This is a genomic window from Emergencia timonensis (genome assembly GCF_900086585.1).
Classification (GTDB): domain Bacteria; phylum Bacillota; class Clostridia; order Peptostreptococcales; family Anaerovoracaceae; genus Senimuribacter; species Senimuribacter timonensis.
In genome coordinates this window covers 144,760-171,123 of the sequence record NZ_FLKM01000007.1, presented here as the reverse complement: position 1 = coordinate 171,123, position 26,364 = coordinate 144,760, and the positions used below count along the sequence as shown (strand labels likewise).

The window sequence follows — 26,364 nt, the reverse complement described above, 5'->3', positions numbered from 1 at the left end:
GACGCAGAAAATGCGCAGGCTGCTTTTCTTGGAGTTTCAAAAGTCTAAGCATTAATGTTTAGACAATTCAGGCAAAAATTAGCCCTGAGTTCAATTGCAGTTTTGGGGACGCAGGTTATAATAAAAATATCATTTTTATAATATCCCTTATGATAAAGAGGGAAAACAGGTTAGATAGAGAGGAAGCTTTGAAAGCTTTAACCGCAGTCGAAGTTCTCCTTGATATAAATTGAATAAAATAAAATAAATCCAGTTAAAGGCCGGACATTTGTCCGGCCTTTAGCGTGGGAGTGTTGATACATAGCGTTGAACGATTAGAATATTTCTAAGAGGAAGATAGACTAATACCAGAATGCATAGGAATTCTTAATTTGGAGCGAACCGTAAAAGCACACCTTAACATGATTTATAAAAAATTCTAGTGAAAAACAGAATGGAGGCTTTCTATATTACAAAAAAGCGAGGTGAATAAAAGAGTCCTAATAGTTGAATCCATTGTAAATAGGAGGCATTAAATAAAAAGTTGTAGATATTTGCTTAGCAAAAAAGCACATTTAAAACTTTTGTGTTATTGCCAGAATTATCTGTCAAATATATAATAAGCCTGTAATTCGGATTTGGATTTCCGCGTTACAGGATTTTATTTTTTTATCACTATTTATTTTAAGTAGGAGGACTTATTATGGGTAGAAAGATTCCTATGTGGCAGTGTATCCTCGTAATGGTCGTGATGATCGTCTTGATCTTCTGGAACGTTATGATTGATACAGATGCCGGGGAAGCGCACGTTGCGCTAGTTCTTGCAGGCGCTTTTGCTGCCATCATCGCAATGCTCAATGGATGGAAATGGAACTACATGGAAGCAGGCATTCTGGCTGCTATCAACAGAACCATGCAGGCAATTCTGATTCTGGCAGTAGTAGGCTTGATGTTGGGTTCCTGGATGGCAGGGGGCGTAGTACCGTCTATGATGTATTTCGGTATCAAAGTTATTTCTCCAAGCATTTTCCTGGCCACTGCCTGTTTGCTATGTTCCATCGTATCTCTGGCAACAGGATCATCCTGGTCAACTGCTGGATCCATGGGCGTTGCCTTGATTGGTGTAGGAACAGCTTTAGGTTTCCCGCCGGTCATGACCGCTGGTGCTGTTGTATCCGGAGCTTATTTCGGGGACAAGATGTCGCCACTGTCTGACACGACCAACCTGGCGCCAGCAGTAGCAGGTGCCACCTTATTTGACCACATCAAACACATGGTGTTCACTACCGGTCCGGCATGGGTCATCGCCATGGTAGTTTATTTGGTCATGGGATTCATGCACACTGGCAGTACCGCAGGTCCGGACATGAGTACCATCGATGAAATTCTCGGATTTATCAGCGACAGCTATAATGTAAGTCTGGTCTGCCTGATTCCGCCGCTATTCGTTATCGCAGCTGTAGCACTGAAACTTCCGGCACTACCGGCCTTGGTCGGCGGCGTTGTTCTCGGTCTGCCGTTCTTCCCGATGCAGGGCAGAAGCATTATAGGCAACGGTGCAGACAGCATTTTTAACAGTGGGGCAGAAGGCGTCACAGGTGCAGGCGCTTATTTGAACTACGGCGTTACGACGGACGTTCCAGAAGGTGCTTCCAGCGTGCTCAATGAGCTGGCTGGCCTGCTCTCCAATGAAGGCATGCAGGGCATGATGTGGACCATCTCACTGATTCTGTGTGCAATGGTATTCGGCGGTATCGTAGACTCTACCGGTATCATGGCCACCATTGCTGCGGCAATGCTGAAGCTGGCGAGAGGCACGAGAGGCGGTTTGGTCCTGATGACGGAACTGATGTGTCTGATTGTCAATGCCCTTTGCTGTGACCAGTATCTGGCGATTATCCTGCCAGGCAGAATGTTTAAGGAGGCTTTCGAAGACAGAAGACTGCAGCCGAAGAACCTGTCCAGATGTCTCGAGGACTCGGGAACGATTACATCCAACTTCTTCCCATGGAACACTTGTGGAGCGACTATGAGGTCTTTCCTGCAGGTCGGAAGCGGTTACATTCCTTTCGCTGTTCTTAACTGGATAAACCCACTGATTTCCATCCTCTATGGTTTCACTGGCATTACGATGTCGGAGATGACGGAAGAGGAATATCAGAAGATATTAGAAGAAAGAGAAAGAGAGAAAGAGGAGGCGCTCAAAGCTTTGGAAGCATAGAGCGGCAAAAAGATAATAAGGGGCTTACGAAAGTTCTCCTTAATATATTGAGTAAAATAAAAGTCGAAAGGCCAGGTAAATTTACCTGGCCTTTCGATTTGATTCGTAGTAAAATGAATAGGGAATAAATTATTGAAAGGACTAATAGGTGGATGAAGCATGTAATTGTATTTTGCTATATTTTTACAATCCTCATTGGCGTGTCTGCGCTGACGATTCAGTGGCTGGCTGGTAAAGGCGATAAAGGGAAAGAATACAGCGTAATGAAGCCGTTTATTTTAATGCTCGTAATCATGAACTTGTATGATTTCTTTATCTATTACAGCGACAAGATCATCAATCACTCCAGCGGCAACATGATTCTCAGTATCGGTGATTGCCTGATTGCGGTTTTGGTGCTGTTCTGGCTGCGCGTAGAGACAAATATCTGCCAAAGCGAAGACTGTAACTGGGTTGTCCGTATAGCGAAGAAATACATTCTATTTTATTTTTGCATCTGGATGGTTTCTGTCATCTTCTTTGTCGATATCAAGTGGACTAGGCTGATTATCGACATACCGCTATTATGCTTGTTGATTGCCGGCAGTATTGCCTGTATTGTCAGCGGCTTAAAGAACGGCGACTCACATAAATTGATTGCTTATAAGAGTGTGATTACCTTATTCATGACAGTGAACTACGTGACCTATTTTATCAGTGAATCGGGCATCGTAAAAGAGTCCAATGAAGACATAATGGACTTGACAATCTTCTACTGGCTGGTAATCAATGCTGCGAATATCATTTTATTGTATAAGCGGGATTTTTCCAAGTCCTATCTGGTAGATGCGCCGGTTGCAATGGACATCAATGAGGCGTTGGATTTAGTAAAACAGAAATACGATTTGACAAAACGAGAGGTTGAAATACTAAAGGAAATATACGAAGGCAAAACGAATACACAGATTGCCGAGGAACTATTCATTTCTGAAAGCACTGTTAAGGCTCATATCTATAATACATTCCGAAAGATGAATGTTAAGAATCGAGTAGAAGCAGTCTGCATCGTCAGAGAAGAGAAAGAAAGAGAACAATAACAAGAAAATCCGATTGGCCAGATGCTTATCTGAGTCTAATCGGATTTTTTGATGGAGCAGAATGATAGGGAGCGGATTTTAATCAGTGCTAATATAGAAATATGAAAAGATTCTTTGCAAAAAGGGCTGACTGAATCGGTCAACCCCTTACCCTGTTATGTTTATCTATTTAGTACCGGATGCATTCAGCATATCTCTGATTTTATGCTGTACCATTCTGGTAATCGCATCTCTGCCAGGTCCAAGATATTTTCTTGGATCAAATTCTTCTGGATGTTCTGTAAGAACTCGTCTGATCTCTGCAGTCATTGCAAGCCTTAAGTCTGTGTCTACGTTTACCTTGCAAATTCCATAGTTGACAGCTTCGTGGATCATATCCTCTGGAACGCCTTGTGCGCCTGGGATTTCACCTCCGAATTCGTTGCATCTGTCTACAAATTCTCTAAGTACTGAGGACGCACCGTGAAGCACTAGCGGTGTATCAGGTATCAAAGCATGTATTTTCTTCAATCTTTCGAAGTCAAGATACGGTTCGCCTTTAAACTTGTATGCTCCGTGGCTTGTGCCGATGGCGATAGCTAGGGAGTCGACACCGGTTCTTTCCACAAATTCCGCCGCTTCGTCTGGATCTGTGAAGGTGGCGGATCTGGCATCTACTTTGATATTGTCTTCTACGCCAGCCAGTTTGCCTAATTCGGCTTCTACGACGACTCCGCGGGCGTGAGCGTAATCGACGACCTGCTTTGTCAGTGCGATGTTCTCCTCAAAAGGATGTTTAGAGCCATCGACCATGACAGAGGTGAATCCGTCATCGACGCATTTCTTGCAGATGTCAAAATCTTCGCCGTGGTCCAGGTGCAGCGCAACATCTACGCCTGTGTCCTCGATTGCTGCTTCTACCAGCTTAAGTAAATATATCGGTTTTGCATACTTTCTTGCACCCGCAGAAACCTGCAGAATCAAAGGTGCATTCTCTATCTGAGCGGCTTCAACGATACCCTGGATAATCTCCATGTTATTCACGTTAAATGCACCAATTGCATAATCGCTGTTGATTGCTTTCGCAAACATTTCTTTAGTTGTAACTAGAGCCATAATATACCTCCTAATGGTTCTGTTCCCGATTTCTGAAGGAAATCATTGGACAGACCTTATGCTTTAAATCCCCAAGAGTGCGAAGCACGATTGGCAGGATTCAGTCGTATTAAAATTAAAAAATAATCTATACAACATTATACACTAAAGAGGTAAATTATCAACGATTTCCATCATTTTTTTCATATCGGGCAGATTTGAAAGTCCGCCTCCCTGGGTAAATCCGTTTATTTTGTCTATGGTGTTCAGAACAGTCCGGGCGTTGTCAAGGAAGGATTCTAATTCCAAGGTGTTAATCACCGGCGGCTGAATATTGCTCTTGTTTTTTAATACGAATAAAACAAGGATAATCGGGATTGGATTCATAACTATATGTCACCTCCATAATTTCTATATATATATTATGAAATACTGGACAATTTCGTGCATATAATAATCGTGAAAAGGAGTGATGTAATGAGTTTAGATGACAAGACAATCATGGACCTGGCCAGCCAGCTGGGTATTTCTGCAGATAAGAAATCAACCATGGCGAAGGCCAAATCTTTCGAAAAGAAAAGTGATGCCGAACTAGTATCCGAGATCATGAAACTGAAAGAAAAGCTCAATCAGAGCAATATACCTTATGAGAAACAGATGGCAGCAGTAAAAAGTCTGATGCCGATGATGAATGCAGAACAAAGAGCGCGACTGGAAAAAATAATCGCGCTGCTAAGATAAAAATTTCTATTTGGTAACTTTTTTTGCAATGTCTGTCTGGGTGCACCCTGCCTCAAAGGTAAACGTAGTAGCTTTGATATCCTCCGGGGTGTATCCTGCAGCTTTGCAGACCTTCGTAAATTCTTCATAAGAAGAGAACAGACCGGCATCGACCAGGCTCTGTACTGCTGCAGTTGCAGAACCGCCGGCTACCTTTACTTTAATTTCCTTTGATAAGACCCCTTTGGACCAAAGGCCAGAATCTCCGCCTTTGCTGTCATCCTCGCTCGGGACTGCCGTTTCATCGGTGGTATCTGTCGTGCCTGTTTGCTGTGCCAGGGTCTGCGGATATTCCATGATGGCGTCCATCCGCCAGACGATTAACAGCGCTGCTAGAATTAAAATTACCAAGGCGATGATAATGTCATTTTTGTCGTATATAAAATCTTTTAGACTTTTCATTTTTTCTCCCCTTTTCCTTTTGATAATAACATGAAAAATATTGTCCGCGGGACACATTTCCGCATGCACATTATATATAATAATTTAACATACTTTTGCCTGCCTCGCAAATAAATTTTGCTTTGCGTCCGCTGATGATGTATAATAGAAGCTATGATTAGAGTAGAAATTGGGAAGAATGAACAGAATCAGCGATTGGACAAGTTCCTGCGGAAATATTTGGAAAATGCACCTCTTAGCTATATATACAAAGCGATTCGCAAAGATGTCAAGGTCAATGGAAAGCGGTGCAAGGAAGACACCATGCTGGCCTTAGGTGACGAAGTGACTTTATATATGCAGGAGGAAGACGTCCGGAAGTTTCAGCGCAAGCAGAGAACATCCAGAGCAAAACGTCAATTTAAGGTGGCTTACGAAGATGAAAACATTATCGCTGTCGAGAAACCTTTTGGTCTGCTGACCCACGGTGACAGCACAGAGAAAAAGAATCATCTCGCAAACCAGGTCGTAGACTATTTGATCGAAAAAGGAGATTATAATCCTCGCCTGGAGAAGACTTTTACACCGGCGCCGGTCAATCGTCTGGACCGCAATACCACGGGTCTGGTTCTCTTTGGCAAGACCAATGGGGCTTTACAAAATTTGAATCAGATGATTCGAGATAAAGATAAAATCAATAAATATTATATGACCATTGTCAGCGGTCAATTAAAGAAGGAACTGCATCTAAAAGACAAGATGGTAAAGGATAGGTGCCTCAATAAAGTGACCGTACTGCCTATGGACCGTGAAGGACGGGACATGGAAACCGTCGTACGCCCACTGCTTTGCAGTGCAAAATATACTTTGGTGGAAGTAGAAATCATAACGGGAAGAACACATCAGATCAGAGCGCATCTGGCGCAGGCAGGCCATCCTGTCATAGGCGATGTTAAGTATGGCGACCGAAGGGTGAATCATATCGTGCGAGAACGATTTAACCTGAACACCCAGCTTCTTCACGCGTATAAGCTGACTTTCAGTGGCTGCAGCGGTGAGCTGGCCTATTTGAATGGGCTGATGATTACGGCAGAGCTTCCGGAAGACTTTATGAGAATAAAAAAGCAAATTTTTGAACAGTATTAATAGGGGGACAAAAGGATCATGAAAGAGTGGATTAAGGATATCATTATTGCAATTGTTATCGCATTGATTGTAGTGCAGTTTATAAAGCCAACCATCGTCAAGCAGAGTTCCATGAAGCCGAACTTCTATGAAAACGATTATCTCTTTGTCAGTAAGCAGTCGTACACCTTTGGCGAACCGAAGCGCGGTGACGTTGTAGTCGTTCATTCGGCGCTGCTTCGTGAAAATGGCGATGAAAAGCTTTTGATCAAGAGAGTCATTGGACTTCCAGGCGATAAGATCGATATCTCTGACGGCAAGGTCTACATAAATGGGGAAGAGCTGGTTGAGGACTATACGAAAGAAGGTTATACAACTGGCGATGTAGATGGATTGGTCGTTCCTGATGGGAAGGTGTTCTGTATGGGTGATAATCGCAGAGTCAGCATTGACAGCCGTTCTCCTGAGGTGGGGTGCATCGATATGGACGAAGTCGTGGGCAAAGTCTTCTTGAGGCTGTATCCTTTTAACAAGATCGGATTCATCAAAAATCCATACGCTGAATAAGATATTGGGGTGTCATAGAGATGAAAGAGAATAGAAAGGAATGGCTAAAGGCGATTACAAATGGCATTGTAGCAGCAGTGATTGTCATTCAATTTATCATGCCGACCATGGTCGAGGGGATATCCATGGAGCCAAACTTTGAGGGCGGAGACTATCTTTTGGTCAGCAAACAGGCATATACCAATGGAAAAACGCCCCAAAGAGGCGATGTGGTCGTATTCGTTTCTCATCAAAAGGACCAGGATGGAAAGTACAAGAAACTGATCAAAAGGGTCATCGCGCTCCCTGGTGATATGGTCGCGGTAGAAGGCGGCAAGGTTTACATAAACGGGAAAGAAACAGATGATGATTACACGAAGGACGGTATTACCAATGGAGAAGTAGCTCCGGTAGTAGTACCCGAAGGTAGTGTATTCTGCCTCGGCGACAATAGATTACACAGCACAGACAGCCGCTTCTTAGAGGTTGGATTTGTCAAGGAAGATACAATCGAAGGAAAGGCTTTTTTCAGAGTATACCCGTTTAGTAAATTTGGAAAAATCGGGAGATTACTATAGATGAAAAAATTCATTGCTTTTTTAGTCGCAGCATGCTTAGGTGTAGGTGCGGGAGTAGCCATATCCGTTTCGTTTCAGGTCACTGGTGTGACAGATAATTCGATGCTGCCATCATACTCTGAAGGCGAAACCGTTTTAGTAAATAAGATTTCCTACCGGAATAGCGAGCCGAAGCGGGGCGATGTAATATTGCTTCCCAATGAGGTCTATGCAATCACGGGAGAAGGGAAAGTGATGATGAAAAGGGTCATCGCCGTCCCGGGAGATACGGTGTTGATTACTGGCGGAAAAGTATATGTAAACAATAAGCCTATAACAGAAAAGTATACTTTTACAGAAGGAACCAGTGGAGAGATGGATCAAGTCAATGTGGACGAGGGGCATGTCTTTGTTCTGGGCGATAATCGCGCTGCCAGCACTGACAGCAGAAGTGAAGCTGTGGGGCTGGTCAGCACAGATGATATATTAGGTAAGGTGATTTATAAATGGTAAAGAGAGAAAAGAAAATGGTCGCCAACAACAAAAAGGCGCGCCATGATTATTTTATAGAGGAGACTTACGAGGCGGGCATCGTGCTCACAGGAACAGAAATCAAATCAGTTCGCGCAGGCAAGGTCAGCATCAAAGAGAGTTATGCCAAGATTGAAAATGGCGAGATGATCGTCTATGGCATGAATATCAGTCCTTATGAACAGGGAAATCGCTTCAATGTGGACCCTTTGCGGCCGCGGAAGCTGTTGCTACATAAGCAGGAAATCAGAAAGCTGATCGGCTATACGACCATCAAAGGTCTGACTTTGATTCCTCTCAATATGTACATCAATGAGGATGGTCGCGCTAAGATGCAGCTGGCTGTAGCCCGCGGTAAAAAGAACTACGATAAACGTGACGATATGGCTAAGAAAGATGCGGCCAGAAAGATAGACCAGGCCATGAAACAGAGATGGTAACTTGCATCAGCGTGATGGAGGGATATACGATGAAGGAAGATTTGAAAAAAGTGCTCAGACAGACGACGATTACTATGACCATTTCCATCTGTGCTTTGGTTATGGGCGTGATCTTGATTTTCGTCAGTTGGCAGCAGGAAAAGAAGATATCTATTGTTGGAATCATCATTGTGATCGCCATGGTAATCAACATCATCCCAGCAGTCAAGCGGCGCCGAGAGATCAAGGAAGAAATTGCCAGGAATCCAAGGCTATAGCACAAAATGGATTGATAGCATCTGGATCGCGCCTTAAGTTTGAATTGCGCCTTGCGCTTGGATCACAAGAAAATCTGCCTAAAAAGGCTAAAAAAGAGGATATTATGGCAGATTTTATAGAGTTAGATGGCAGTTGATGAAAAAATACAGTATAATTTGGGAAAAATTAGACGAAAAATAGAGCGCTCTGTTATGTAATGAAAATATTAGACATTGTCATGGCTTACATTTTTGTTAATTTCTGTAAAATAATAGGATATTATGTCATTGAAATCGTAAAAATGAGTTGATTGTACCTGGATTGCAAGACAAATCTGCCTTAAATAACCAAAAAAGAGGATATTATGGCATTTTTACAGATTCGTAACGCCCTAATACCCCACCGGGGTATTAGGTGGAAATATTTATATTAAGAAATGTGGTTGACAAATCTCAAAAAGTGAATAATATAATATATAGAGGTTGTTGGCTCCGCCGATGAGCATCGGATGACTGAGCAGCAACGCAGTAATTTCACAAATTAACAAGCATGATATGGGGGTGTAAAGGTTTCGACGGGGGTGTAGAAGCAAGGTAAGCGAGCCGTAGTCGCCAAGTCTACGTTAAAAGTGGCCGTTTAAATATAAACGCTAAAGAAAAAACAAACTTCGCACCAATGGCAATCGCTGCGTAAGCAGCATTAGCTGTGCGTGTCAGCTCCGGTTCACCTGTAGGCCGGAAATCTGGCATCGATTATACAGGAAAACTTTGCGTGAGTTCTCGGTAGCGTAAGGGAACAACGAGATAGCTGATCTGATAGCCTGCTGATGGGCGATCGGAGAAGCGAAATAACAAATCATTAGCTGCGCTCGGAGAAAGTCTTGTGGAAATGCTTTCGGACGCGAGTTCGACTCTCGCCATCTCCACCATAGAAATAAAAATAGGCCAAAAGGCCTATTTTTATTTCTATAAATGGAATGAGAGAGTCGAACTCGACGAGCATGTCCGTGAAGCGAGCCACTCCAGTGGAGCGGCGAGCAGGACATGGCCCAGGCGACCGAAAGGGGAGGCGTCGGGCGGCAGACTGCGAAGCAGGATGTGGGCTGAGCCATCTCCACCAAGAACAAAAAAGTCCTGCCCAGGAAGGGTAGGGCTTTTTCTGTTCCTATGCGGTGCATGGCCCAGTCAACTGGAAGGGGAGGCGTTGGACGGCAGACTGAGAAGCAGGATGCGGACTTAGCCCTCTCCATCATTGACAGCAGATGGGCAGGGCATTTTACTTCACCTATGAAACAGAAATAACGGTGTTGACATTAAATGTAAAAAATGGTATCTTGAATTGCAATGAACAATTACTTTCATTGCAATTGAATTTTACGTTACAGGAGGTGTGCTGTGAGCAAAAAACTATCAGAAATGAGTTTGGAAGAATTGTGGCAGCTGTTTCCTATCTTTTTGACGGAACATCAAGATTACTGGAAAGATTGGTACGCTGAGGAAAAAACTTTATTAAAGTCACTATTACCTCAAACGGCGAAGTTGAACCATATAGGGAGTACAGCCATAAATACTATTTGGGCAAAGCCCATTATTGATATTCTTGTCGAAGTGCAAAGAGAATGTAATTTATCTGATTTCAAAGATATATTAGTGAATAATGGCTACATTTGTATGACGGAGAGTACCGAAAGGATTTCTTTTAATAAAGGATATACTGAATGTGGATTCGCTGAAAGAGTATTTCACTTACATTTGAGATATATTGGAGACAATGATGAGTTGTATTTCAGAGATTATCTCAATGAATTTCCTGATGTAGCCAGTCAATATGAGAAAATGAAACGAAAGCTTTGGAGAGAGTATGAGCATGACAGAGACGGTTACACCAATGCTAAATCCGATTTTATCAAGAAAAATACGGATGATGCCAAACTAATATATAAAAATAGATATTAGCAAACCCAGTTTCTCTATGTTTGCAAAGACTTCAAAACCCGCCTTTGGGCGGGTTTTGTACCTTATTCTCTTAGCGGTCAGCAAGTCATCAGCCCTATACTGCCCATAATTCTAAAATATAACGCCTCCTGCTCCGCCTAACAATTTAGCAAAGTAACCAGCGAAGATGACGGATGTAATTGTTACGGTAACGAATCCGCCCACTACCATAGATGGGAACATTTTGCTCATCAGGTATCCCCGTTCGTCAGCATCGGTCGTAAGTGAATTACAGGTGCTTTCGGTGATGATCGCGTCACAAGGGAAGCCGTACAGCGCGGTCAGTCCATTGGCAAAGGCCAATTGGAAATCCATGCGGAATATTTTTGCGATGACAAAAGCAGCTAAACCCATACCGGCAACGCCGATGATGATCATGATGAGCATTGGGACGATCAATGTTTTCAGCATAGCTGGCGTGCAATCTGCAAGGCCTGAGAACACGCTGAGCATCGCAGCAAACATGAAAACCGTATAAGTGTTTGCTCTTGAAAGAGAGCTTGTATCGAGGATGCCAATCCGCGTCAGAATGACGGAAACGATCAGGCACCAAACGATGGTCGGGATTTGAGGGAGCAGCTGTCCGAGTATTGAAGAAATCCAGACACTGCCAGCAATTTTTACGATGATGAAGACAGGGGTATTGAACTGCTCTGGGACTGGAGGAACTAATTTCTTCAATCCGCTGTCATCTGCGATTGTTGAAAGACCGATGGTTTTCATTTCATCAATTTCAGACTGCGAAAGGTTTAAGGTACCAGAACGCCATTCTTTTAAGAGCTTTTTCCCTTCAGAATGCAGACACAGAGCGGTAATAGGATATCCGGCGAGTCCTTGTACGCTGTACATTGCGATGGCAAATACGGCGGCTTCCTTTAGGCCAGCGGCTTCAGCAGCGCCTTGCATTGTAAGTGCTGCGACAATACCGCCTGTAAGCGGCGGCAGTCCGGATATTACCAGGGCTTTATCCATAATGAGAGGACAGATGAACCAGCATAGGGCGACCATGCCGACCAGACCGACCAGACATACCACAACGGTTTTCCATTGTTCAATGAGCTGCTTCAAACTGATTACAGTTCCAATGTGCGTGATGAACATCAAAACGCCGATGGTACTGGCGAAAGGAGCGAGTCCTGAGTCAGCAGCGACTGTCTTTGGTATCACTGTCCAAAAACCGATGAGGAAAATAATTGCGGTTACTAATACGGATGGTACCCATGCACGGGTCAAGGTTGATACCCATTCACCGATCACATAGGCGATACCGACGATGATTACAGCTAAAAATGCGTTATAAAGTATCATAATAATTCCTTTCTTAGATTTTTTCAATATATAAATAGCAATAACGAATTACATCATTTTTCTCAGAAGTGCAAGGACGCTGTGGGTCATCGCGGCCATGCCGTGCTGCATTGCGGCTTCATCAAAGGTGCAGTCGGGACTGTGCAATGTAGAAACTTCCATTCCCAAAGCATGGCCTGCATTGAGGAACATCAGCACAGATGGCTTTCCTGTCATACTTCCGAAAAAACTGTAATCTTCACTGAAGCCCAAAGGCTCTTTCATGAAATAATAACTTTCAGGGCCGAGTGTGCCCTCAAATGCAGACGCCAGTGCATCAACGATTTTGTCATCATTGATACAGGCATCATAGCCTTTTATTACTTCTGCGTCGATTGCACATCCAGACACTTTTTCAACGCCGGCACAGATGTCATAAATCTTCTCCGTAGCAATCGTACGAGCTTCTTCTGTATAGGCGCGCATGGCACCTGCCATTTTACATTGGCCGGCGATGATATTCGTCGCTACGCCGCCATGAAAAGAGTTGATGGAAAAAATGCAGGTATCCAGTGGATTGATATTTCTCGCTTGAATCTGCTGTAAAAGAATATTGATCTGTGATGCGGCGAGTATGGCATCCTTCGCCTCTTGCGGCTGTGAACCGTGCCCGCTTTTGCCATGGACGGTAATATATACTTCATCGGCTGATGTCGTTACAGAACCTTTTTTCAGCCCGACTTTGCCCAATCCATCTTCGGTTGGGAGGACGTGCATTGCGAGAAACACGTCGACGTCGTCTACCGTGCCGGAGTCGATGATTGCCCGGGCACCGCCAGGTTGTTTTTCCTCACTTGCTTCGAAAATCAACTTAACCGTGCCAGCAAATTCCTCTCGCATATCAGCGAGAATTTTTGCATTGCCAAGCATCATCGCAGTGTGCAGATCGTGGCCGCATGCGTGCATGACCCCGCTATTTTCACTGGAAAACGGAAGGCCGGTTGCTTCCAGAACAGGAAGTGCATCCATATCGCATCTGATGCCGATACATCTGCCACTACCTTTTCGCCCTTTCACTACACCGATCACAGAGGTTCCGTCTGGAGCAAGTATTTCGTCAACACCATATTTTGCTAGCTGTTCCTTAATTAGAGAGGATGTTTTGATTTCTTCTTTTCCCAGCTCAGGGTGGCGATGGATTTCTCGCCTGATCTCGACGATGTCCTCAAAGACTGCCTCAGCCTTTGCTAAAATGGTATCCAATATTTCTTTACCTCCTCTTTTAAAATTTACTGATAAATTTGAGTTATCACTCTATTTAGATAGTTGGATTATAGCATTCGAGTTGATATAATGGAAATTAAAGGTTATAATTGTAAGAATTAGTGAAAGTAATCATGAGTGCTTAAGCTGGCATTTTGAACGGGAAAGGAAAGATCATGGAAATAAGACAAATATATTACGTGCTCGAGGTAGCAAAGTGTAAAAACTTCACGAAGGCAGCACAGTCTCTATACATAACGCAGTCCAATATATCCCAGCAAATCAGTTCTCTGGAGGCAGAACTGAAAACCACTCTTTTTGTCAGAACGCACCACAACGTCACTCTAACGAAAGACGGCGAGCGTTTTTGTAAATGTGCAAAAGGAGTTGTCGATGCAATCGATATTCTCATGAAAGAGTTTAACGAGAGTACGGAAGCTGAAAAGGCGATTATAAACGTAGGGGCCTTTCCCTTTTCATGGACAGTGGGGGTTTCATCGATTCTTAAAAATTTCTACAAGACAAATACCAATGTTTTGGGGTCGATAAGAATAACTGATAATTATGCAGCCTACGAGGGCTTAAAAAGCGGGGATTTGGATTTTGCTCTTGTGAAGCTGAGACCGGAGGATCGCTTAAAGCAACTGGAGTACATCCCGCTAATCGAAGAAGAACTGCTGGTGATTATCAATCGGAATAACCCTATCGCCTCCCACAAGGCGATTACAGCAGAAGACTTAACCGCTTTGCCTGTACTGGTAGGAGAAAGGACTACAAATTTATGGACTGACTTTCAAAAGATATATAAGGACAGAAACGCTGACTTTCATGTCGTGCTGGAAAACTCATTTGACAGAGACCTGATTGTTGAAATGATCTCAAATGATGATGGAATTACCTTTGCAACAGAATCTACTGCTGCAGGGATAATCTGTGATGAAATCACTGCGCTTCCCCTAGAGAAACCCGTTGCATATCATACTTACCTTGCATATCCACGGACAAAGGAACCGGAGGGGATCTATAAAGCATTCGTTGAATATGTAATAAGCGGAATCCAGGATTTGAAGGAGACAAGGAATTTGAAAATTGAAAATAATAAAATTCTATATTAGACAAGTCTGCAGGGGCATATTCTGATAAGAGACAAGTAGAGCAGAGAAATGTTCTCATCAGAAAGGGACAAATGCAAATGATGGCTATCTACAGACTGCATAAAATACTTAGGAGAAGAAGACCTCCTTGTAGACGACATAAGAGGAAAATGATGTTGCCTGTCCTATTTGCTTGCAGTGTGGCAGTCTTTAGCCTGTTGTTCCTGCTCATCCTGGATTGCGGCGATGGGGCAGACGTCCCGAAAGACGGCACGATTGCCGAAGTCGCAGAGTCGCAGATCGGGGAGAAGGGTAAAGTTTACTGGAGTTGGTACGGCTTTGATGAGCCAGTAGATTGGTGTGCTTGTTTTGTCAGTTGGTGTGCTGACCAGTGCGGATATATAGAAGCGGGTAAAGCACCGAAGTTCTCCAATTGTCAAGACGGCGTTAATTGGTTTATCTCCAGCAAAAATTGGCGCCAACAAAATATAACCCCCGAGCCAGGGATGATTATTTTTTTTGACTGGGACAGAAATAATAAAGTCGATCATGTTGGCATTGTAAATCAATGTAAGAACGGCACGATCTACACGATAGAAGGAAACAGTGGGGATAATTGCCGCGAGAGGAGTTACGCTGTTGGGGATAATGTGATTTACGGATATGGGGTGATTCGTTAACTATCAAGGAAGCAAGCGCACTTCTTTGTAGGTTTTCACTTTGTATTTACACTAAATATATGGTTTAATGTGCCCAAAGACTTTTGGATTGCAGCGACGCGGCAGGCCAATCACCATATAGTTTTTCTTATTTCCATTCATTTAAACATGGCCTCAAGGATGTGAGATTATACAGAAGTTGAAAGCAAGGAGGTTGTTTGATATAATTTAGACATTAATAGGAGACTTGAAGCTGGTATAGGAGGTGACTATAGATGAAACTTGGTAAAGCTTTTGAAATATTTGTAGAGCATGTTCTTATAAACGTTGGATTCTCAGTGGTTGCACCTGATAACTTGTATATTTTTAACGGTGCTCCTGGCAAAATGATTCAAGGCTTAGGTGCGGCACATAATGCAGATGTACTTTTAGAGCCTCCAGTTCAAACTCCATTCTATTCGCAGACAAGGTTATTAATTGAATGCAAAGATTACAGTCGGCGGGTTGGTTTAAATACTGTGCGAAGTGTCATAGGTTTAAGAGAGGATATCAACCATTTTGATCTAGTAGATATAGATGAATTGACTGCCCGGCGAAGACAGAATCGCCATGAGCTAGTACATAATTATGAGAGATATTCTTATCAGGTTGCGATAGCCGCTTTAAACGGATACACGATACCTGCCCAAAGTCTTGCGGCAACTTATCGAATTCCTTTACTGGAGTTTAATCGGATGCCGTTTTGGAGGGAATTTCTTAGACTGATTAGACCTGGGTATGTTGACGATCTATCTTATAGATTTAATAGTGAGCATAATGAAGACATGGCGATTGAAACACAAATTATAAACTTGGCAGTTGAAGTGGGAAAACATATGGCTGTGGCGGTTACTAATTCTGGTCAAATGCTATTTTTGTATTGTATGACCAGCGAGCAAATCCAGTTTGGAGATGACTATTCTCTGCATTGGAGTGAACCGGAACTTCCTTGGCAGCTAAGATCGGGCAGCCAGAGTTATTTCTTTCAACTTCCTGACAGTATAATGAAACGATGGTTAAGTCACGCTACCGATGAACTACAAATAAAAAAAGAAGCCATCCACTGCAAGGAACAATTTCTGTCTAATATGGTTGTTTACTACAAGTACAATGAGCGACCTGTAATTAAGATGATCTCAATAGACGAAAATCAACTGAGACTGGCTAGAGAAAGATTGCAAACATATGATATTTAAATCATTCGAGGAGGAACAGATGGGATATACATTTTGGATTGCTGTCATCGGCTGTGTCACTGGATTAATTTCCCTGGCAGTTGAAGTGGCGCGTTATTTGGCAGAACGACCTCACATTCAGGTACGGACATACGACGAACTAAACAATCTTATTTATATACAAGAAGATGTGGTAAAAAGTTATATTCACCTTCAGATTTTAAACACGGGTACTCGCCATATTTTGCTTCAAGATGCGTATTTGAAGCGTCCAGGTGCAAAGAAGAACACTTTAGACAATCTGACTCCTTTCAGGCAGGCGTATGAACAAATGCCTTGGAAATATTACAACGGTAATTTGATTACAGCGTTACCGGATATTGTCCGCCTGCCTGCCAGCATTCCTCTAGGCGGCGTTTTCGAATGCGTGCTGCTGTTTACTGATTTTTTTAGAGAATGTTATGATACGGAAGACCATTTTCTCTATCCCACCCTTTGCGTTGCATTTGCACCAGGCATTGATAGGGAATTAGAAGTACAATCCATCTTGACAAGTGAGACGGATGAATTTTCCTATGTAGACGCTGATGGGAATCAATGGTCTTTTAATATAACGCCCTAAAATATTGATTGTGGATAAAAAGCGGTTAACGCCGAATCATGATTCTTTATTGACATCTGCCTGGCAGATGTGATACATTGAATATAATTTCATTGCAGATGAACTGCAGTGTTTATCACGACGAAGTGACAACATAATTTGAGAAATCTCATTTTGTGTTGTCTTTTTTGTTGCCTAAAAGAAGGAGGAGAAAAAATGGCTCTTAACCAAATTATTATTTACATCATGGTCTTATTCATGGCTATCGCTGCAGTCGACCGAATCGTGGGCTCGCCCCTGGGGCTTGGAGAGAAGTTGGAACAGGGAATTGCGGCCATCGGTCCTTTATGCATTCCCATGGTGGGGATGATTGTGCTTTCGCCTTTGATTGGCAGAACTCTGACACCTATCGTAACACCGCTGTTTCACTTTCTCCGCGCAGATCCTGCCATGGCGGCAACGTCCATACTCGCATGTGATATGGGCGGTTATCCATTGGCATATGCCATAGCAGATACGGAGGAAGGCGCGCAGTTTGCAGGCTGTATATTGGGAACGTTGTTAGGCAGTATCATTACCTTTATGATACCTGTTGGCATGACCTTTGTGAAAAAAGAGTATCGCAGCTTTTACGCATTGGGCATTATGATCGGCATCATATCGGTTCCAGCCGGATTATTTGCGGGAGGCATTGCAGCAGGATATTCGTTATCTATGGTTGCCCGCAATACGGTTCCGGTACTGATTTTTTCTGTCATTGTCGCATTGGGACTTTGGAAAGTACAGCATATTTGCATAAAGGTGTTCAATATACTGGGATACATCGTTGTGGGTGTTTCTACCCTGGGATTTGCTATCGGCATCGTTCAGGAACTTACCCCGCTTACGGTTATTGAAGACCTTCCTTCCGTGCTGGATGGAATCAAAATTGTCGGAAGTATTGCCATCGTGCTTTGCGGTGCATTTCCAATGGTAGACATCATCAGCAGACTCTGCGCCGGGCCGTTGAAAAAAATAGGAGCAATTATGAAAATTGACGAAGTGGCAGTCATCTCCATGTTATCGTGTACCGCTAATGTCATGCCGCTTTTGCATTCGTGCAACAAAATGTCCCCTGCGGGAGTCGTGGTTTCTCTGGCATTCTGTGTCGGAGCAAACAGCATGCTGGGTGATTTCCTGGGGTTTGTAGCGGGAGTGGACAGCACAATGATTGTTCCCATGATGATATCGAATATTACTGCTGCGATCTTTGCACTCCCGATTGCCATGATCGTCTGTCGAAAAAAGCACTTGTCTACCGTTTGTAAAGGCGTAGAGCCAAAGAAATATCGGGTAAAGCGGAACCGGGAGTAATGAAAAACAGATACCTTCAGTTGACAAAGGCATCTTGGACAGCAGCACAGGAAAAGGGACAGTCGTATCGACTGTCCCTTTTCCAAGCGATTTTAAGCTTAAAAGATTTATTCGTTAAGCGCTTTCTTAGCGGCCTCTAATTCTCTGGCATCGCGCGCATCAATTTCTGCCAGCCACTGCAGATGCTTCTTATCGGACACACCGGCAAACAACTGGAAGAGTGCATGTACACCTGCGAACAAAGCAGGTACTGCCATACCGCAGAAGAGAATGGTTGACAGGGTTGCTTCACTTTGGACAATTCCTGCGACATAGCCGGAAGCAGAGAGCATCGTACCGGAAATCCAGTTTCCGATTGCACCGCCGGCAGTGAGCATGACGCCGTAAATTCCGTAAATGAAACCGGACATGTTTCTGTCATATCTCAGGCGTGCGTAGTCTACCGTATGCGGCACGATAGCCATCGGGAATGTGGCGTAAATGCCCTGGAATAACCCGCAGCCGATGTATAGGAAGAACATAGGGCCAAAGTGCATCGACTCCTGTACGACTTCCATTGGAGAGAACCTGATCCACAAGAACAGAAGGCCGTAGACACTGCCGTTGATCAGAGCCATGATGATGAAGGCTCTGGCAGTGTCTTTGAATAACTTGATGATGTATGGCACCAGGAAAGCGCCTACAATGGCGAGGGAGATGTTAAGTCCCAGGCTGATAGAGGTCATTTCTGGCAGTTCAAAGTAGTATTCAAAGAGGTATACTGCCATGGAGCTGCGTACATTGGCAAGGGCGAACATGATGGCAATGCCGGAAATCGTAAGGATTGCAGGGCGGCATTTGACAAAGTCGCGCAGGGAAATCCAGATAGAGACCTTTTTTTCCGGAGCCTCCTCGACAAGAAGCTGCGGCCGGTATTCGCCTTCATATGTAAGCTCATACTTACGAGTAAAACGGAGCCCTGAAATGGTAGGAGCGAAGAAGGATATGATTGCAAAGATCAGGCAGGTCACTAAAAATCCCAGCGTCGTGTTTCCTGTAATGTCGCAGAAAAATCGTGAAACCGGCAGAAAACAGGTTGCAGCGATCAAAATAGAAATGTTTTCATAGATACCCTTCCAGGAAGCCGCTTTGGCGCGCTCTCCTTCATTACGCGTCATGTTCTGAGTCTGGCAGTTTTGCGGAATGTAACCTAAGGTGGCACAGAGCGCACCATAAGCCCCATAGGTAATCCAGCACCAGATAATCTGTAAGGTACTGTCACCCTGTCCGGGCCAGACAAAGAACACGGCCAGGAACATTATGAATTGCGGTAAAATCGAAATCAGTACCCATCCGCGATATTTTCCGGCTTTGAAGTGGGATTTGTCGATGAAATGACCCATCATCAGGTCTGTGAATGTGTCGAACACCCTGGCAAAGATGATGATATTTGCGGCAGTCAAAGGGCTGATGCCTAAAATATCAGTGTAGAAGTAGAGCAGGTAGTACCCGAAGACGTTGAATGGAATCATTGTTCCGATACTGGTGCCTGCACAGTTGAAATGGAAATCCAGTTTCGGCAGTTTCGCCGTTGGCGAGAAGTCGACAGCATCGTACTTTTCTTTGCTCTCCATTACAATACGATCTAAAAATTTTGACATAAAGATCATTCTCCTTCCTAGTATTAGAATTTTTTTGTAGCGGCTCAAGGCGTGGCTGCACCGATATATGAGGAAAGACAGCAAAAAACAAAAAAACGACAAAAATCGAAAAGATTCGAAAATTGTCGTCACTGCTTCGCAACGGGCACATAATACACCTATGAACCATATATTTAATTATCATGACTTTATAATATTTGAGATGATTTGTCAAGCTAAAAACTAAATTTTCTGTATTCTAATTTTTACCTCTTGACATACATCCTTTCTGTGTGATAGTCTATAGCAAAGAATAGTTCTGCAGATGCAGTGCAGAATTTGCCACGCAGGAGTGACAACAAATGATATGCAGTCGATACATATTTTGTTGTTGCTTTTTTTATTTGAAAATGGTGAAATGATATGAGAGTTGTTTTAGCAGATGATGAACCGATCATCGTTATGAACCTAAAAGAGGTTTTAGAGGACAGCGGTTACGAAATAGTAGGCACCGCTTCTAACGGATTTGCAGCCATTGATCTTTGCAAGGAATATCACCCTGATATTTTAATCATCGATATTCGCATGCCAGGGCTGGACGGGCTGCAGACGGCCAAGTTCGTCCACGAGGGGGGATATGTGGATACGATTGTAATTGAAAGTGCCTTTGACGACGAAGAATTCGTACAAAAGGCCGGAAAATACGGCGTGTCGGCGTTTATGGTGAAACCCATAGACTCCAAAACTCTTGTGTCCACCTTAAAAGTGGCCACTGCAAGGAGCAAGGAACTGAGCAGCCTGCGAAGCGAAGTCGTTGAAGTCAACAAGAATATGGAAACGCGGAAGAAGATTGAACGCGCCAAAGGACTGATTATGGATAAGCTCAGACTCAGCGAACAAGAAGCATATAATTATATCAGAGGCATTAGTAAAGAAAACAATATTTCTATGGAGTTTGTGGCTGAGATTCTCCTCAGCTGCCAGTTGGATGAAAATGACGATAGAAGGTAATTTTTTAAAAGAAAAGAGAGACAAGCATATTGCGTTTTGTGAGGACATCGATTCTATCTGCAGAAAACATACTATTTTGGACGAAAGTGACATTGCCTTCATACATAAAACTGCAGAGGCACTTGTACATACAGCTCGGAAATTGGGCAGAGACTGTTTTATCAACTGTGTCAGAGCCTCAGGCAATGATACAGTAACAGTGGCAGGAGCATATGCTCCAAATTCTTTATACAATTATACTACGATCGGCGCCATTATAAGCGATGATGACGAACCTGCTGTTTTACGGACATTTCGTTATGGCCTGGTGAGCAGGGATACACATGCGATGTCATATACGACGACAGAAGGCAATAATATCATTCAGGACTGCTACCCTATAAAGCGTAATGGAAAAGTGATAGGGGTGATAGTCATAGAAAGAGATATGACAAAGGAGGATCTGGAGACATGGAAGAAGGTCGTCTATCATGAGCCTGACATCAGCAGTTATCCAGTCCTCGACAATCTGGTAAAATTGGCAGAATGCGTAAACGATGGAATCATCATTCTCAATCAGAATAAATCAGTCATTTTTAGAAATGACAGAGCACAGAAAATATATCAGGGTTACGGCTATATTCAAGATATCTATGATAAAGATTACGATGATTTTTCTTTCCACGGACCAATCCATGTAGGGCCGGGCATAGAGAATTCTGAGAATCACACAGAATTGAGGTGTGCAGGGAATCATTTTGAAATCGGAGAGTATTGTTATTTCGACAGGGAATATTATTACGTCATCGTAATCAAAGATGTTACACAGGAAAAGGAGAAAGAGGAGAATCTGATCCATAAATCGGTTGTAGTGAGAGAAACCCACCATCGGGTGAAGAATAATCTGCAGACGGTGTACAATCTCTTAGATATGCAGAGAAGAAGATTGCCGGAAGAGCGTATGAAATTAGCGCTCAGTGAAGCCATGAACCGTATTGCCAGCATTGCCAGCGCCTACGAACTCCTGTCCCAAGAGGGTGCGGAGATCATCAATATACTGGATCTGCTGAAAAAAATTACGGCGGACTTTAAAAGGCTGGTAAACAGTAGTTCGGATATCGAACTTCATATCGAAGTCAAGGGAGACAACGTCTTTGTCACGATGGACGATGCTACAGATATTGCTCTGGTAGTAAACGAACTTCTGCAGAACACTTTTAAACACGCATTTAACAACCGAGGCTTTGGAAGAGTCGGCGTAACCGTATTAAAGCGGCCGCTCTATTCCGAGCTGATCGTTTCTGACGATGGTGAAGGCTTTGACTGTGATAAGGCGGATCGTGCCGATGAAGGCTTTGGACGCCGAATTGCAGAGAACATAGTCAAGCAAAAACTAAAGGGGCAGATACTTTATCTATCAGACTCCACGGGCACCTCGGTAGTTTTTACCTTTCGGTGCATAGAAAACAATACAATATAGTTGCATCTGCAGCGCAGCAGATGTCTAAGCGCTGAAGCTTATCGGTATAAGGGACATTTTATGTTCTTAATCGATAAGCTTTTTTATTTTAACAGAAAGGAGACACATAGTGGCTGAAAAAATACTCAGCGTCGGTATCGACATCGGAACGACCACCACATCTCTGGTCTTCAGCAACTTAACTGTCGAAAAGACAACTGGCGATATGTTCATGCCCAAGACAGCCATCACAGATAAGACCGTCATTTACAGAAGCCCCATCTATTTTACTCCCTTAAGGTCCAATACGGAACTGAATGCGAAGAAAATCAGACAGATCATTGAAGCAGAATACCAGAGTGCAGGGGTGCGAGTCAGTGAAGTGGAAACCGGCGCAGTCATTATCACCGGAGATACAGCGAGAAAGACCAACGCGGAAAGAGTGCTGGCAGAAATCAGCCAGTTTGCAGGTGACTTTGTCGTAGCGGCAGCAGGCCCCAGACTGGAAAGCATTTTGGCTGGAAAAGGCAGCGGAGCAGAAGGTTATTCCGTCGATACGGTAGAGACGATTTGTAATATGGATATCGGAGGAGGTACGACGAATACAGCGACTTTTTATGATGGAAAGTGCATCGATGCCGACTGCCTGGATGCCGGGGGCAGGCTGATCCGTTTTAAAGCTGGAAGCACAGAGATAGAATATGTTTTCCCAAAGATTGCAGAGATCGGAAGACAGATGGGTATTTCCGCCCAAATTGGCGACACTTTAAATGAAGCAGAGATAGGAAAGCTGACTGACGTCATGGCCGATGCGATTATAGGGAAGCTGCAGATATCACAGACGAATAAAAATTTCCTTCTCCTCAGTACGGAGCAGCAGGAACACAAGCCTCTGATGAGAGAGATTGATGCAGTATGCTTTTCAGGAGGCATCGGCAAGCTGGTCTATGAGGAAGAGGAAAAGAACAAACTGGCTTTTCGCGATATCGGCGTATATCTTGCGGATTCTTTAAAAAGAGCAGTTAAAAAACACGGTATCCGCCTAGTGAAGCCAAAGGAGACCATCAGCGCCACGGTCATCGGCGCGGGCAGCCATTCCGTGGAAGTCAGCGGCGGAACAATCACCATTACACAATTGAACAAACTGCCTTTGAAGAATCTTCCGATTTTGACCATTGAAGATGCACTGCATCTTTCTGCGGAGGACTTTCGGTCACAAGTGAAAAAGAAATACCATTGGCTCCAGGATTTGGATCAGGAGCAAAACATCGCCCTGAACCTGAAAGTGGATCGAAAACTGGGCTTTCGTGACATCAAGGCTTTGGCGGAGAAAATCATCGATTCTACGAAGGAACTGCTTGCAGTGCAGGACCTGCTGATCATCATCATACACGGGGACTATGGAAAAGTTTTGGGACAGAGTATCTCCATGGACCTGCCAGAGGGGAAGGATGTTATCTGCATCGACTCTATAGATGCAGGAAAAGGTGATTACGTAGACATCGGCAGACCGGTAGGTATTGCGGACGCAGTACCGGTGGTTATTAAAACGATCGCATTTAATTATTAGAAGGAGAAGAACATGTTATTAAAAGCAAAACTTTTCGGCAAGGTTTATCAATTTGACTCTGTAAAAGAGGTGCTTGCAAAAGCAGGGGACTTGAAAAGTGGTGAAGTGCTCTGCGGAATCGCTGCTGAATCTGAGCAGGAACGGCTGGCAGCAAAAATTGTATTGAGTGACCTGCTCGTATCAGATCTTCGCAACAATCCTGTTGTTTCATATGAAGAAGATGAAGTGACAAGAGTCATCCAGGATGATTTGAATGAGCAAATTTATGACAGTATCAAAAACTGGACGATTTCTGAACTGAGAGAATACATCCTCAGTGATAAGACCAGTGAAAACGACCTGAAACGGCTTATGAGGGGACTGACCTCTGAGACCATCGCTGGCGTTTCCAAACTGATGGGAAATATGGATTTAGTGTATGCTGCGAGAAAGATCAGAAATGTCACCCACTGCAACACGACGCTGGGACAGCAAGGGATTTTGGCCAGCAGGCTCCAGCCTAACCATCCCAGCGATGATCCCGACGGCATCAGAATGTCGATTTTCGAGGGGCTGAGTTATGCTAGCGGAGACTGCGTCATTGGAATCAATCCGGCGACGACGAATCTGGATACTACTCGCAGAATTATGAATATGCTGCAGGAATTGAAAGAAAAATATGAAATCCCGACACAGGTCTGCTACTTGGTTCATCTCACCACCATGATGGAAGCCATGAAAAGCGGTTCTCCGTCAGACTTAATCTTTGCCAGCATTGCAGGAACACAGAAATGCAATGATACCTTCGGCGTCAATGTGGAAATCCTTGAGGAAGCTAGGGAGACGGCCTTGCGATACGGAACATCTACAGGCCCAAATGTCATGTATTTTGAAACCGGACAGGGGCCGGAAAATGCGGGTAACATGCATTACGGCGCTGATATGGCTACATTGGAAGCACGTACCTACGGTTTCGGCAGACACTTTGCTCCATTTATCGTAAACGATGTTGTCGGCTTTGTTGGACCAGAAGTTCAATACGATGCAAAGCAGTGCACTCGTTCTATGCTGGAAGACGTGTTCATGGCAAAGATGTCGGGGATTCCAATCGGAACAGATATCGCCTTCTCCAGCCACGTCAAGGCTGATTATAACGACAATGACGTGGTCATGATGGCAGCCAGCCTTGCAGGAACGGAATACTGGATTGGAGTTCCCGGCGCACAGGATGTGACAACCTACAATATGGACACCTCTTTCCATGACTGCGCTGCCATGCGAAGAATGCTGGGCCTTCATACGATACCTGAGTTCGAAAAGTGGTGTCAGAAGTGGGGTATTTTAGATGAGGACGGCAATTTGGGAGAAAACGCCGGCGACGCATCGATTTTCCTCTAAATAGTGAAACGCTTGATTATATAGAATTGCGAGGTTTAAAATGTTGAATCAAAATATCAGTGAAGAAGCAATTATGGAAGTTGTGAAGAAAGTATTGGGAGACTTAGAACTGACAGAAGAAATGCAGGCAGATACTCCCCTGGCCGGTGATGAAAGCCTTACGGATATCGCAATGATTCCTGAAGAAGAAATCTGTCTTGTTGAAAACCCGAGGAACAAAGAGGCGCTGATGAGGCTGAAACGGTCTACGCCTGCCAGAACGGCGACAGGCAGAACTGGTGACAGAGAAAAGACCATCATAACCATTCGGAAGATGGCCAATCTTTCTGCAGCAGTGGATGCCGTGTGGACGCCGCTGAACAGAGAGTTTGTCAGCAGTCTGGGGTACCCCGTCTTGAAGAGCATGCCTCAATCAAAGGAAGAATACCTGATGCGGCCGGATTTAGGTGTGATACTGGACAATGAGAATATGAATCTCGTCAGAACGCAGCTTCAGAAAAATCCAGATGTACAGCTGATTATCGGTGAAGGACAGAGCAATCAGGGACTTGAAAAAAGCATGCCGGAACTGTTGCCTGCATTGTTGCAGGGGCTGCAGTCAAACAAGATAAATTACGGAACTCCGTGTTTCGTGGAATACACCAGGGTAGGAATCGGAGATCTGATTGGCCAGGAGGTGGGCGCAAAGGTAGTCTGTGTGATTCTGGGAGAGAGGCCGGGCCTGCTTTCCTGGGACGGACTTGGATGTTATATCACTTATGCACCAAAGGTAGGAATCTTAGAATCAAAACGGACCTGTGTATCGAATATTCAGGATAATGGCGGTACGCCTCCTGCGGAGGCAGGCGCCTATATTGCAGATTTGATTGCACGCATTCTCAAAGAGGGTAAAAGCGGCGTGGATCTGATCATCTAGGCTGCAGGGAAAGGAAACTCG

General features: G+C 44.0%; 26 protein-coding genes and 1 other RNA gene. 21 read left to right on the top strand and 6 right to left on the bottom strand.

Annotated elements, in window-relative coordinates; genetic code table 11:
* Window positions 1-682: 682 nt before the first annotated feature.
* Together nhaC and BN6539_RS22820 are read left to right on the top strand one after the other, a co-directional pair.
* A complete protein-coding gene (gene nhaC / locus BN6539_RS01110; protein ID WP_067532675.1) occupies window positions 683-2,200 on the top strand; it encodes a Na+/H+ antiporter NhaC in 1,518 nt (505 codons plus the stop codon).
* 152 nt (window positions 2,201-2,352) lie between these two features.
* Window positions 2,353-3,276 carry a helix-turn-helix domain-containing protein gene (locus BN6539_RS22820; protein ID WP_067532672.1) on the top strand — a complete coding sequence of 308 codons (924 nt, stop codon included), beginning with the start codon at window positions 2,353-2,355 and terminating at the stop codon, window positions 3,274-3,276.
* Window positions 3,277-3,441: 165 nt separating this feature from the next.
* On the opposite strand, the gene fba is transcribed toward BN6539_RS22820, so the two are convergent.
* A complete protein-coding gene (gene fba, locus BN6539_RS01100; protein WP_067532669.1) occupies window positions 3,442-4,371 on the bottom strand; it encodes a class II fructose-1,6-bisphosphate aldolase in 930 nt (309 codons plus the stop codon).
* Window positions 4,372-4,515: 144 nt separating this feature from the next.
* Window positions 4,516-4,737: a hypothetical protein gene (locus BN6539_RS01095; RefSeq protein ID WP_067532666.1), complete on the bottom strand. Its 222-nt coding sequence runs from the start codon at window positions 4,735-4,737 to the stop codon at window positions 4,516-4,518.
* A 90-nt stretch (window positions 4,738-4,827) separates the two neighbouring features.
* Between BN6539_RS01095 and BN6539_RS01090 the strand changes: the two genes are divergently transcribed.
* Window positions 4,828-5,091, top strand: coding sequence for a hypothetical protein (locus BN6539_RS01090; RefSeq protein ID WP_067532663.1), 264 nt, complete (start codon window positions 4,828-4,830; stop codon window positions 5,089-5,091).
* A 6-nt stretch (window positions 5,092-5,097) separates the two neighbouring features.
* Here the strand turns inward: BN6539_RS01090 and BN6539_RS01085 are convergent, their stop codons facing one another.
* Window positions 5,098-5,532 (bottom strand): hypothetical protein, encoded by a 435-nt coding sequence (locus BN6539_RS01085; protein WP_067532659.1) that lies wholly within the window; start codon window positions 5,530-5,532, stop codon window positions 5,098-5,100.
* A 153-nt stretch (window positions 5,533-5,685) separates the two neighbouring features.
* On the opposite strand from BN6539_RS01085, the gene BN6539_RS22215 reads away from it, so the two are divergent.
* The 8 genes from BN6539_RS22215 to BN6539_RS01045 all read left to right on the top strand — a co-directional run bounded on the left by BN6539_RS22215 (window position 5,686) and on the right by BN6539_RS01045 (window position 10,902).
* On the top strand, window positions 5,686-6,657 hold the full coding sequence (locus BN6539_RS22215; RefSeq protein ID WP_067532656.1) for an RluA family pseudouridine synthase: 972 nt from the start codon (window positions 5,686-5,688) through the stop codon (window positions 6,655-6,657).
* A gap of 18 nt (window positions 6,658-6,675) precedes the next feature.
* The gene (gene lepB, locus BN6539_RS22210; RefSeq protein WP_067532653.1) at window positions 6,676-7,203 is read left to right on the top strand and encodes a signal peptidase I; all 528 of its coding nucleotides are present in this window, start codon (window positions 6,676-6,678) and stop codon (window positions 7,201-7,203) included.
* Between the two features lie 20 nt (window positions 7,204-7,223).
* Window positions 7,224-7,760, top strand: coding sequence for a signal peptidase I (gene lepB / locus BN6539_RS01070; protein ID WP_067532650.1), 537 nt, complete (start codon window positions 7,224-7,226; stop codon window positions 7,758-7,760).
* Window positions 7,761-8,252 carry a signal peptidase I gene (gene lepB / locus BN6539_RS01065; protein WP_067532646.1) on the top strand — a complete coding sequence of 164 codons (492 nt, stop codon included), beginning with the start codon at window positions 7,761-7,763 and terminating at the stop codon, window positions 8,250-8,252. It begins immediately after the preceding gene.
* Window positions 8,246-8,710 (top strand): SsrA-binding protein SmpB, encoded by a 465-nt coding sequence (gene smpB / locus BN6539_RS01060; protein ID WP_067532643.1) that lies wholly within the window; start codon window positions 8,246-8,248, stop codon window positions 8,708-8,710. Before lepB (BN6539_RS01065) ends, smpB begins: the two co-directional genes overlap by 7 nt.
* Window positions 8,711-8,739: 29 nt before the next feature.
* Complete coding sequence (locus BN6539_RS01055) at window positions 8,740-8,967, top strand: hypothetical protein (RefSeq protein WP_067532640.1); 228 nt, start codon at window positions 8,740-8,742, stop codon at window positions 8,965-8,967.
* Window positions 8,968-9,503: 536 nt separating this feature from the next.
* Window positions 9,504-9,875: a transfer-messenger RNA gene (gene ssrA / locus BN6539_RS01050) on the top strand.
* 466 nt (window positions 9,876-10,341) lie between these two features.
* Entirely contained in the window at window positions 10,342-10,902 is a 561-nt protein-coding gene (locus tag BN6539_RS01045; protein WP_067532637.1) for a GrpB family protein, read from the top strand.
* Between the two features lie 111 nt (window positions 10,903-11,013).
* Here BN6539_RS01045 and BN6539_RS01040 read toward each other — a convergent pair whose 3' ends face one another.
* Together BN6539_RS01040 and BN6539_RS01035 are read right to left on the bottom strand one after the other, a co-directional pair.
* Window positions 11,014-12,249, bottom strand: coding sequence for a hypothetical protein (locus BN6539_RS01040; RefSeq protein ID WP_067532634.1), 1,236 nt, complete (start codon window positions 12,247-12,249; stop codon window positions 11,014-11,016).
* A 48-nt stretch (window positions 12,250-12,297) separates the two neighbouring features.
* A complete protein-coding gene (locus BN6539_RS01035; RefSeq protein ID WP_067532631.1) occupies window positions 12,298-13,491 on the bottom strand; it encodes a M20 metallopeptidase family protein in 1,194 nt (397 codons plus the stop codon).
* 176 nt (window positions 13,492-13,667) lie between these two features.
* On the opposite strand from BN6539_RS01035, the gene BN6539_RS01030 reads away from it, so the two are divergent.
* The 5 genes from BN6539_RS01030 to BN6539_RS01010 all read left to right on the top strand — a co-directional run bounded on the left by BN6539_RS01030 (window position 13,668) and on the right by BN6539_RS01010 (window position 18,412).
* On the top strand, window positions 13,668-14,606 hold the full coding sequence (locus tag BN6539_RS01030; RefSeq protein WP_067532629.1) for a LysR family transcriptional regulator: 939 nt from the start codon (window positions 13,668-13,670) through the stop codon (window positions 14,604-14,606).
* Window positions 14,607-14,785: 179 nt separating this feature from the next.
* On the top strand, window positions 14,786-15,265 hold the full coding sequence (locus BN6539_RS01025) for a CHAP domain-containing protein (RefSeq protein WP_330385045.1): 480 nt from the start codon (window positions 14,786-14,788) through the stop codon (window positions 15,263-15,265).
* Window positions 15,266-15,519: 254 nt separating this feature from the next.
* Entirely contained in the window at window positions 15,520-16,479 is a 960-nt protein-coding gene (locus BN6539_RS01020; protein ID WP_067532623.1) for a hypothetical protein, read from the top strand.
* A 19-nt stretch (window positions 16,480-16,498) separates the two neighbouring features.
* Complete coding sequence (locus BN6539_RS01015; RefSeq protein WP_067532620.1) at window positions 16,499-17,080, top strand: hypothetical protein; 582 nt, start codon at window positions 16,499-16,501, stop codon at window positions 17,078-17,080.
* Window positions 17,081-17,275: 195 nt separating this feature from the next.
* Window positions 17,276-18,412, top strand: a complete 1,137-nt coding sequence (locus BN6539_RS01010) for an ethanolamine utilization protein EutH (protein WP_067532617.1) — start codon at window positions 17,276-17,278, stop codon at window positions 18,410-18,412.
* 107 nt (window positions 18,413-18,519) lie between these two features.
* On the opposite strand, the gene BN6539_RS01005 is transcribed toward BN6539_RS01010, so the two are convergent.
* Window positions 18,520-20,052 (bottom strand): MFS transporter, encoded by a 1,533-nt coding sequence (locus BN6539_RS01005; RefSeq protein WP_067532614.1) that lies wholly within the window; start codon window positions 20,050-20,052, stop codon window positions 18,520-18,522.
* 402 nt (window positions 20,053-20,454) lie between these two features.
* On the opposite strand from BN6539_RS01005, the gene BN6539_RS01000 reads away from it, so the two are divergent.
* From BN6539_RS01000 to eutC, 5 genes are all read left to right on the top strand, one after another.
* Window positions 20,455-21,042 (top strand): ANTAR domain-containing response regulator, encoded by a 588-nt coding sequence (locus BN6539_RS01000; protein ID WP_067532611.1) that lies wholly within the window; start codon window positions 20,455-20,457, stop codon window positions 21,040-21,042.
* Window positions 21,026-22,501, top strand: coding sequence for a histidine kinase N-terminal domain-containing protein (locus BN6539_RS00995; RefSeq protein WP_182435617.1), 1,476 nt, complete (start codon window positions 21,026-21,028; stop codon window positions 22,499-22,501). Before BN6539_RS01000 ends, BN6539_RS00995 begins: the two co-directional genes overlap by 17 nt.
* 109 nt (window positions 22,502-22,610) lie before the next feature.
* Complete coding sequence (locus BN6539_RS00990) at window positions 22,611-24,050, top strand: ethanolamine ammonia-lyase reactivating factor EutA (RefSeq protein WP_067532605.1); 1,440 nt, start codon at window positions 22,611-22,613, stop codon at window positions 24,048-24,050.
* A gap of 12 nt (window positions 24,051-24,062) precedes the next feature.
* The gene (eutB, locus tag BN6539_RS00985; RefSeq protein WP_067532602.1) at window positions 24,063-25,427 is read left to right on the top strand and encodes an ethanolamine ammonia-lyase subunit EutB; all 1,365 of its coding nucleotides are present in this window, start codon (window positions 24,063-24,065) and stop codon (window positions 25,425-25,427) included.
* A gap of 40 nt (window positions 25,428-25,467) precedes the next feature.
* Window positions 25,468-26,343, top strand: a complete 876-nt coding sequence (eutC, locus tag BN6539_RS00980; protein WP_067532599.1) for an ethanolamine ammonia-lyase subunit EutC — start codon at window positions 25,468-25,470, stop codon at window positions 26,341-26,343.
* Window positions 26,344-26,364 lie beyond the last annotated feature (21 nt).

What these genes read in the sequence shown, in the direction of transcription:
- nhaC (WP_067532675.1), top strand. Translation starts at nt 683, where the DNA reads ATGGGTAGAAAGATTCCTATGTGGCAGTGTATCCTCGTAATGGTCGTG.
- BN6539_RS22820 (WP_067532672.1), top strand. Translation starts at nt 2,353, where the DNA reads ATGAAGCATGTAATTGTATTTTGCTATATTTTTACAATCCTCATTGGC.
- fba (WP_067532669.1), bottom strand. Translation starts at nt 4,371, where the DNA reads ATGGCTCTAGTTACAACTAAAGAAATGTTTGCGAAAGCAATCAACAGC.
- BN6539_RS01095 (WP_067532666.1), bottom strand. Translation starts at nt 4,737, where the DNA reads ATGAATCCAATCCCGATTATCCTTGTTTTATTCGTATTAAAAAACAAG.
- BN6539_RS01090 (WP_067532663.1), top strand. Translation starts at nt 4,828, where the DNA reads ATGAGTTTAGATGACAAGACAATCATGGACCTGGCCAGCCAGCTGGGT.
- BN6539_RS01085 (WP_067532659.1), bottom strand. Translation starts at nt 5,532, where the DNA reads ATGAAAAGTCTAAAAGATTTTATATACGACAAAAATGACATTATCATC.
- BN6539_RS22215 (WP_067532656.1), top strand. Translation starts at nt 5,686, where the DNA reads ATGATTAGAGTAGAAATTGGGAAGAATGAACAGAATCAGCGATTGGAC.
- lepB (WP_067532653.1), top strand. Translation starts at nt 6,676, where the DNA reads ATGAAAGAGTGGATTAAGGATATCATTATTGCAATTGTTATCGCATTG.
- lepB (WP_067532650.1), top strand. Translation starts at nt 7,224, where the DNA reads ATGAAAGAGAATAGAAAGGAATGGCTAAAGGCGATTACAAATGGCATT.
- lepB (WP_067532646.1), top strand. Translation starts at nt 7,761, where the DNA reads ATGAAAAAATTCATTGCTTTTTTAGTCGCAGCATGCTTAGGTGTAGGT.
- smpB (WP_067532643.1), top strand. Translation starts at nt 8,246, where the DNA reads ATGGTAAAGAGAGAAAAGAAAATGGTCGCCAACAACAAAAAGGCGCGC.
- BN6539_RS01055 (WP_067532640.1), top strand. Translation starts at nt 8,740, where the DNA reads ATGAAGGAAGATTTGAAAAAAGTGCTCAGACAGACGACGATTACTATG.
- BN6539_RS01040 (WP_067532634.1), bottom strand. Translation starts at nt 12,249, where the DNA reads ATGATACTTTATAACGCATTTTTAGCTGTAATCATCGTCGGTATCGCC.
- BN6539_RS01030 (WP_067532629.1), top strand. Translation starts at nt 13,668, where the DNA reads ATGGAAATAAGACAAATATATTACGTGCTCGAGGTAGCAAAGTGTAAA.
- BN6539_RS01020 (WP_067532623.1), top strand. Translation starts at nt 15,520, where the DNA reads ATGAAACTTGGTAAAGCTTTTGAAATATTTGTAGAGCATGTTCTTATA.
- BN6539_RS01015 (WP_067532620.1), top strand. Translation starts at nt 16,499, where the DNA reads ATGGGATATACATTTTGGATTGCTGTCATCGGCTGTGTCACTGGATTA.
- BN6539_RS01010 (WP_067532617.1), top strand. Translation starts at nt 17,276, where the DNA reads ATGGCTCTTAACCAAATTATTATTTACATCATGGTCTTATTCATGGCT.
- BN6539_RS01005 (WP_067532614.1), bottom strand. Translation starts at nt 20,052, where the DNA reads ATGTCAAAATTTTTAGATCGTATTGTAATGGAGAGCAAAGAAAAGTAC.
- BN6539_RS01000 (WP_067532611.1), top strand. Translation starts at nt 20,455, where the DNA reads ATGAGAGTTGTTTTAGCAGATGATGAACCGATCATCGTTATGAACCTA.
- BN6539_RS00995 (WP_182435617.1), top strand. Translation starts at nt 21,026, where the DNA reads ATGACGATAGAAGGTAATTTTTTAAAAGAAAAGAGAGACAAGCATATT.
- eutB (WP_067532602.1), top strand. Translation starts at nt 24,063, where the DNA reads ATGTTATTAAAAGCAAAACTTTTCGGCAAGGTTTATCAATTTGACTCT.
- eutC (WP_067532599.1), top strand. Translation starts at nt 25,468, where the DNA reads ATGTTGAATCAAAATATCAGTGAAGAAGCAATTATGGAAGTTGTGAAG.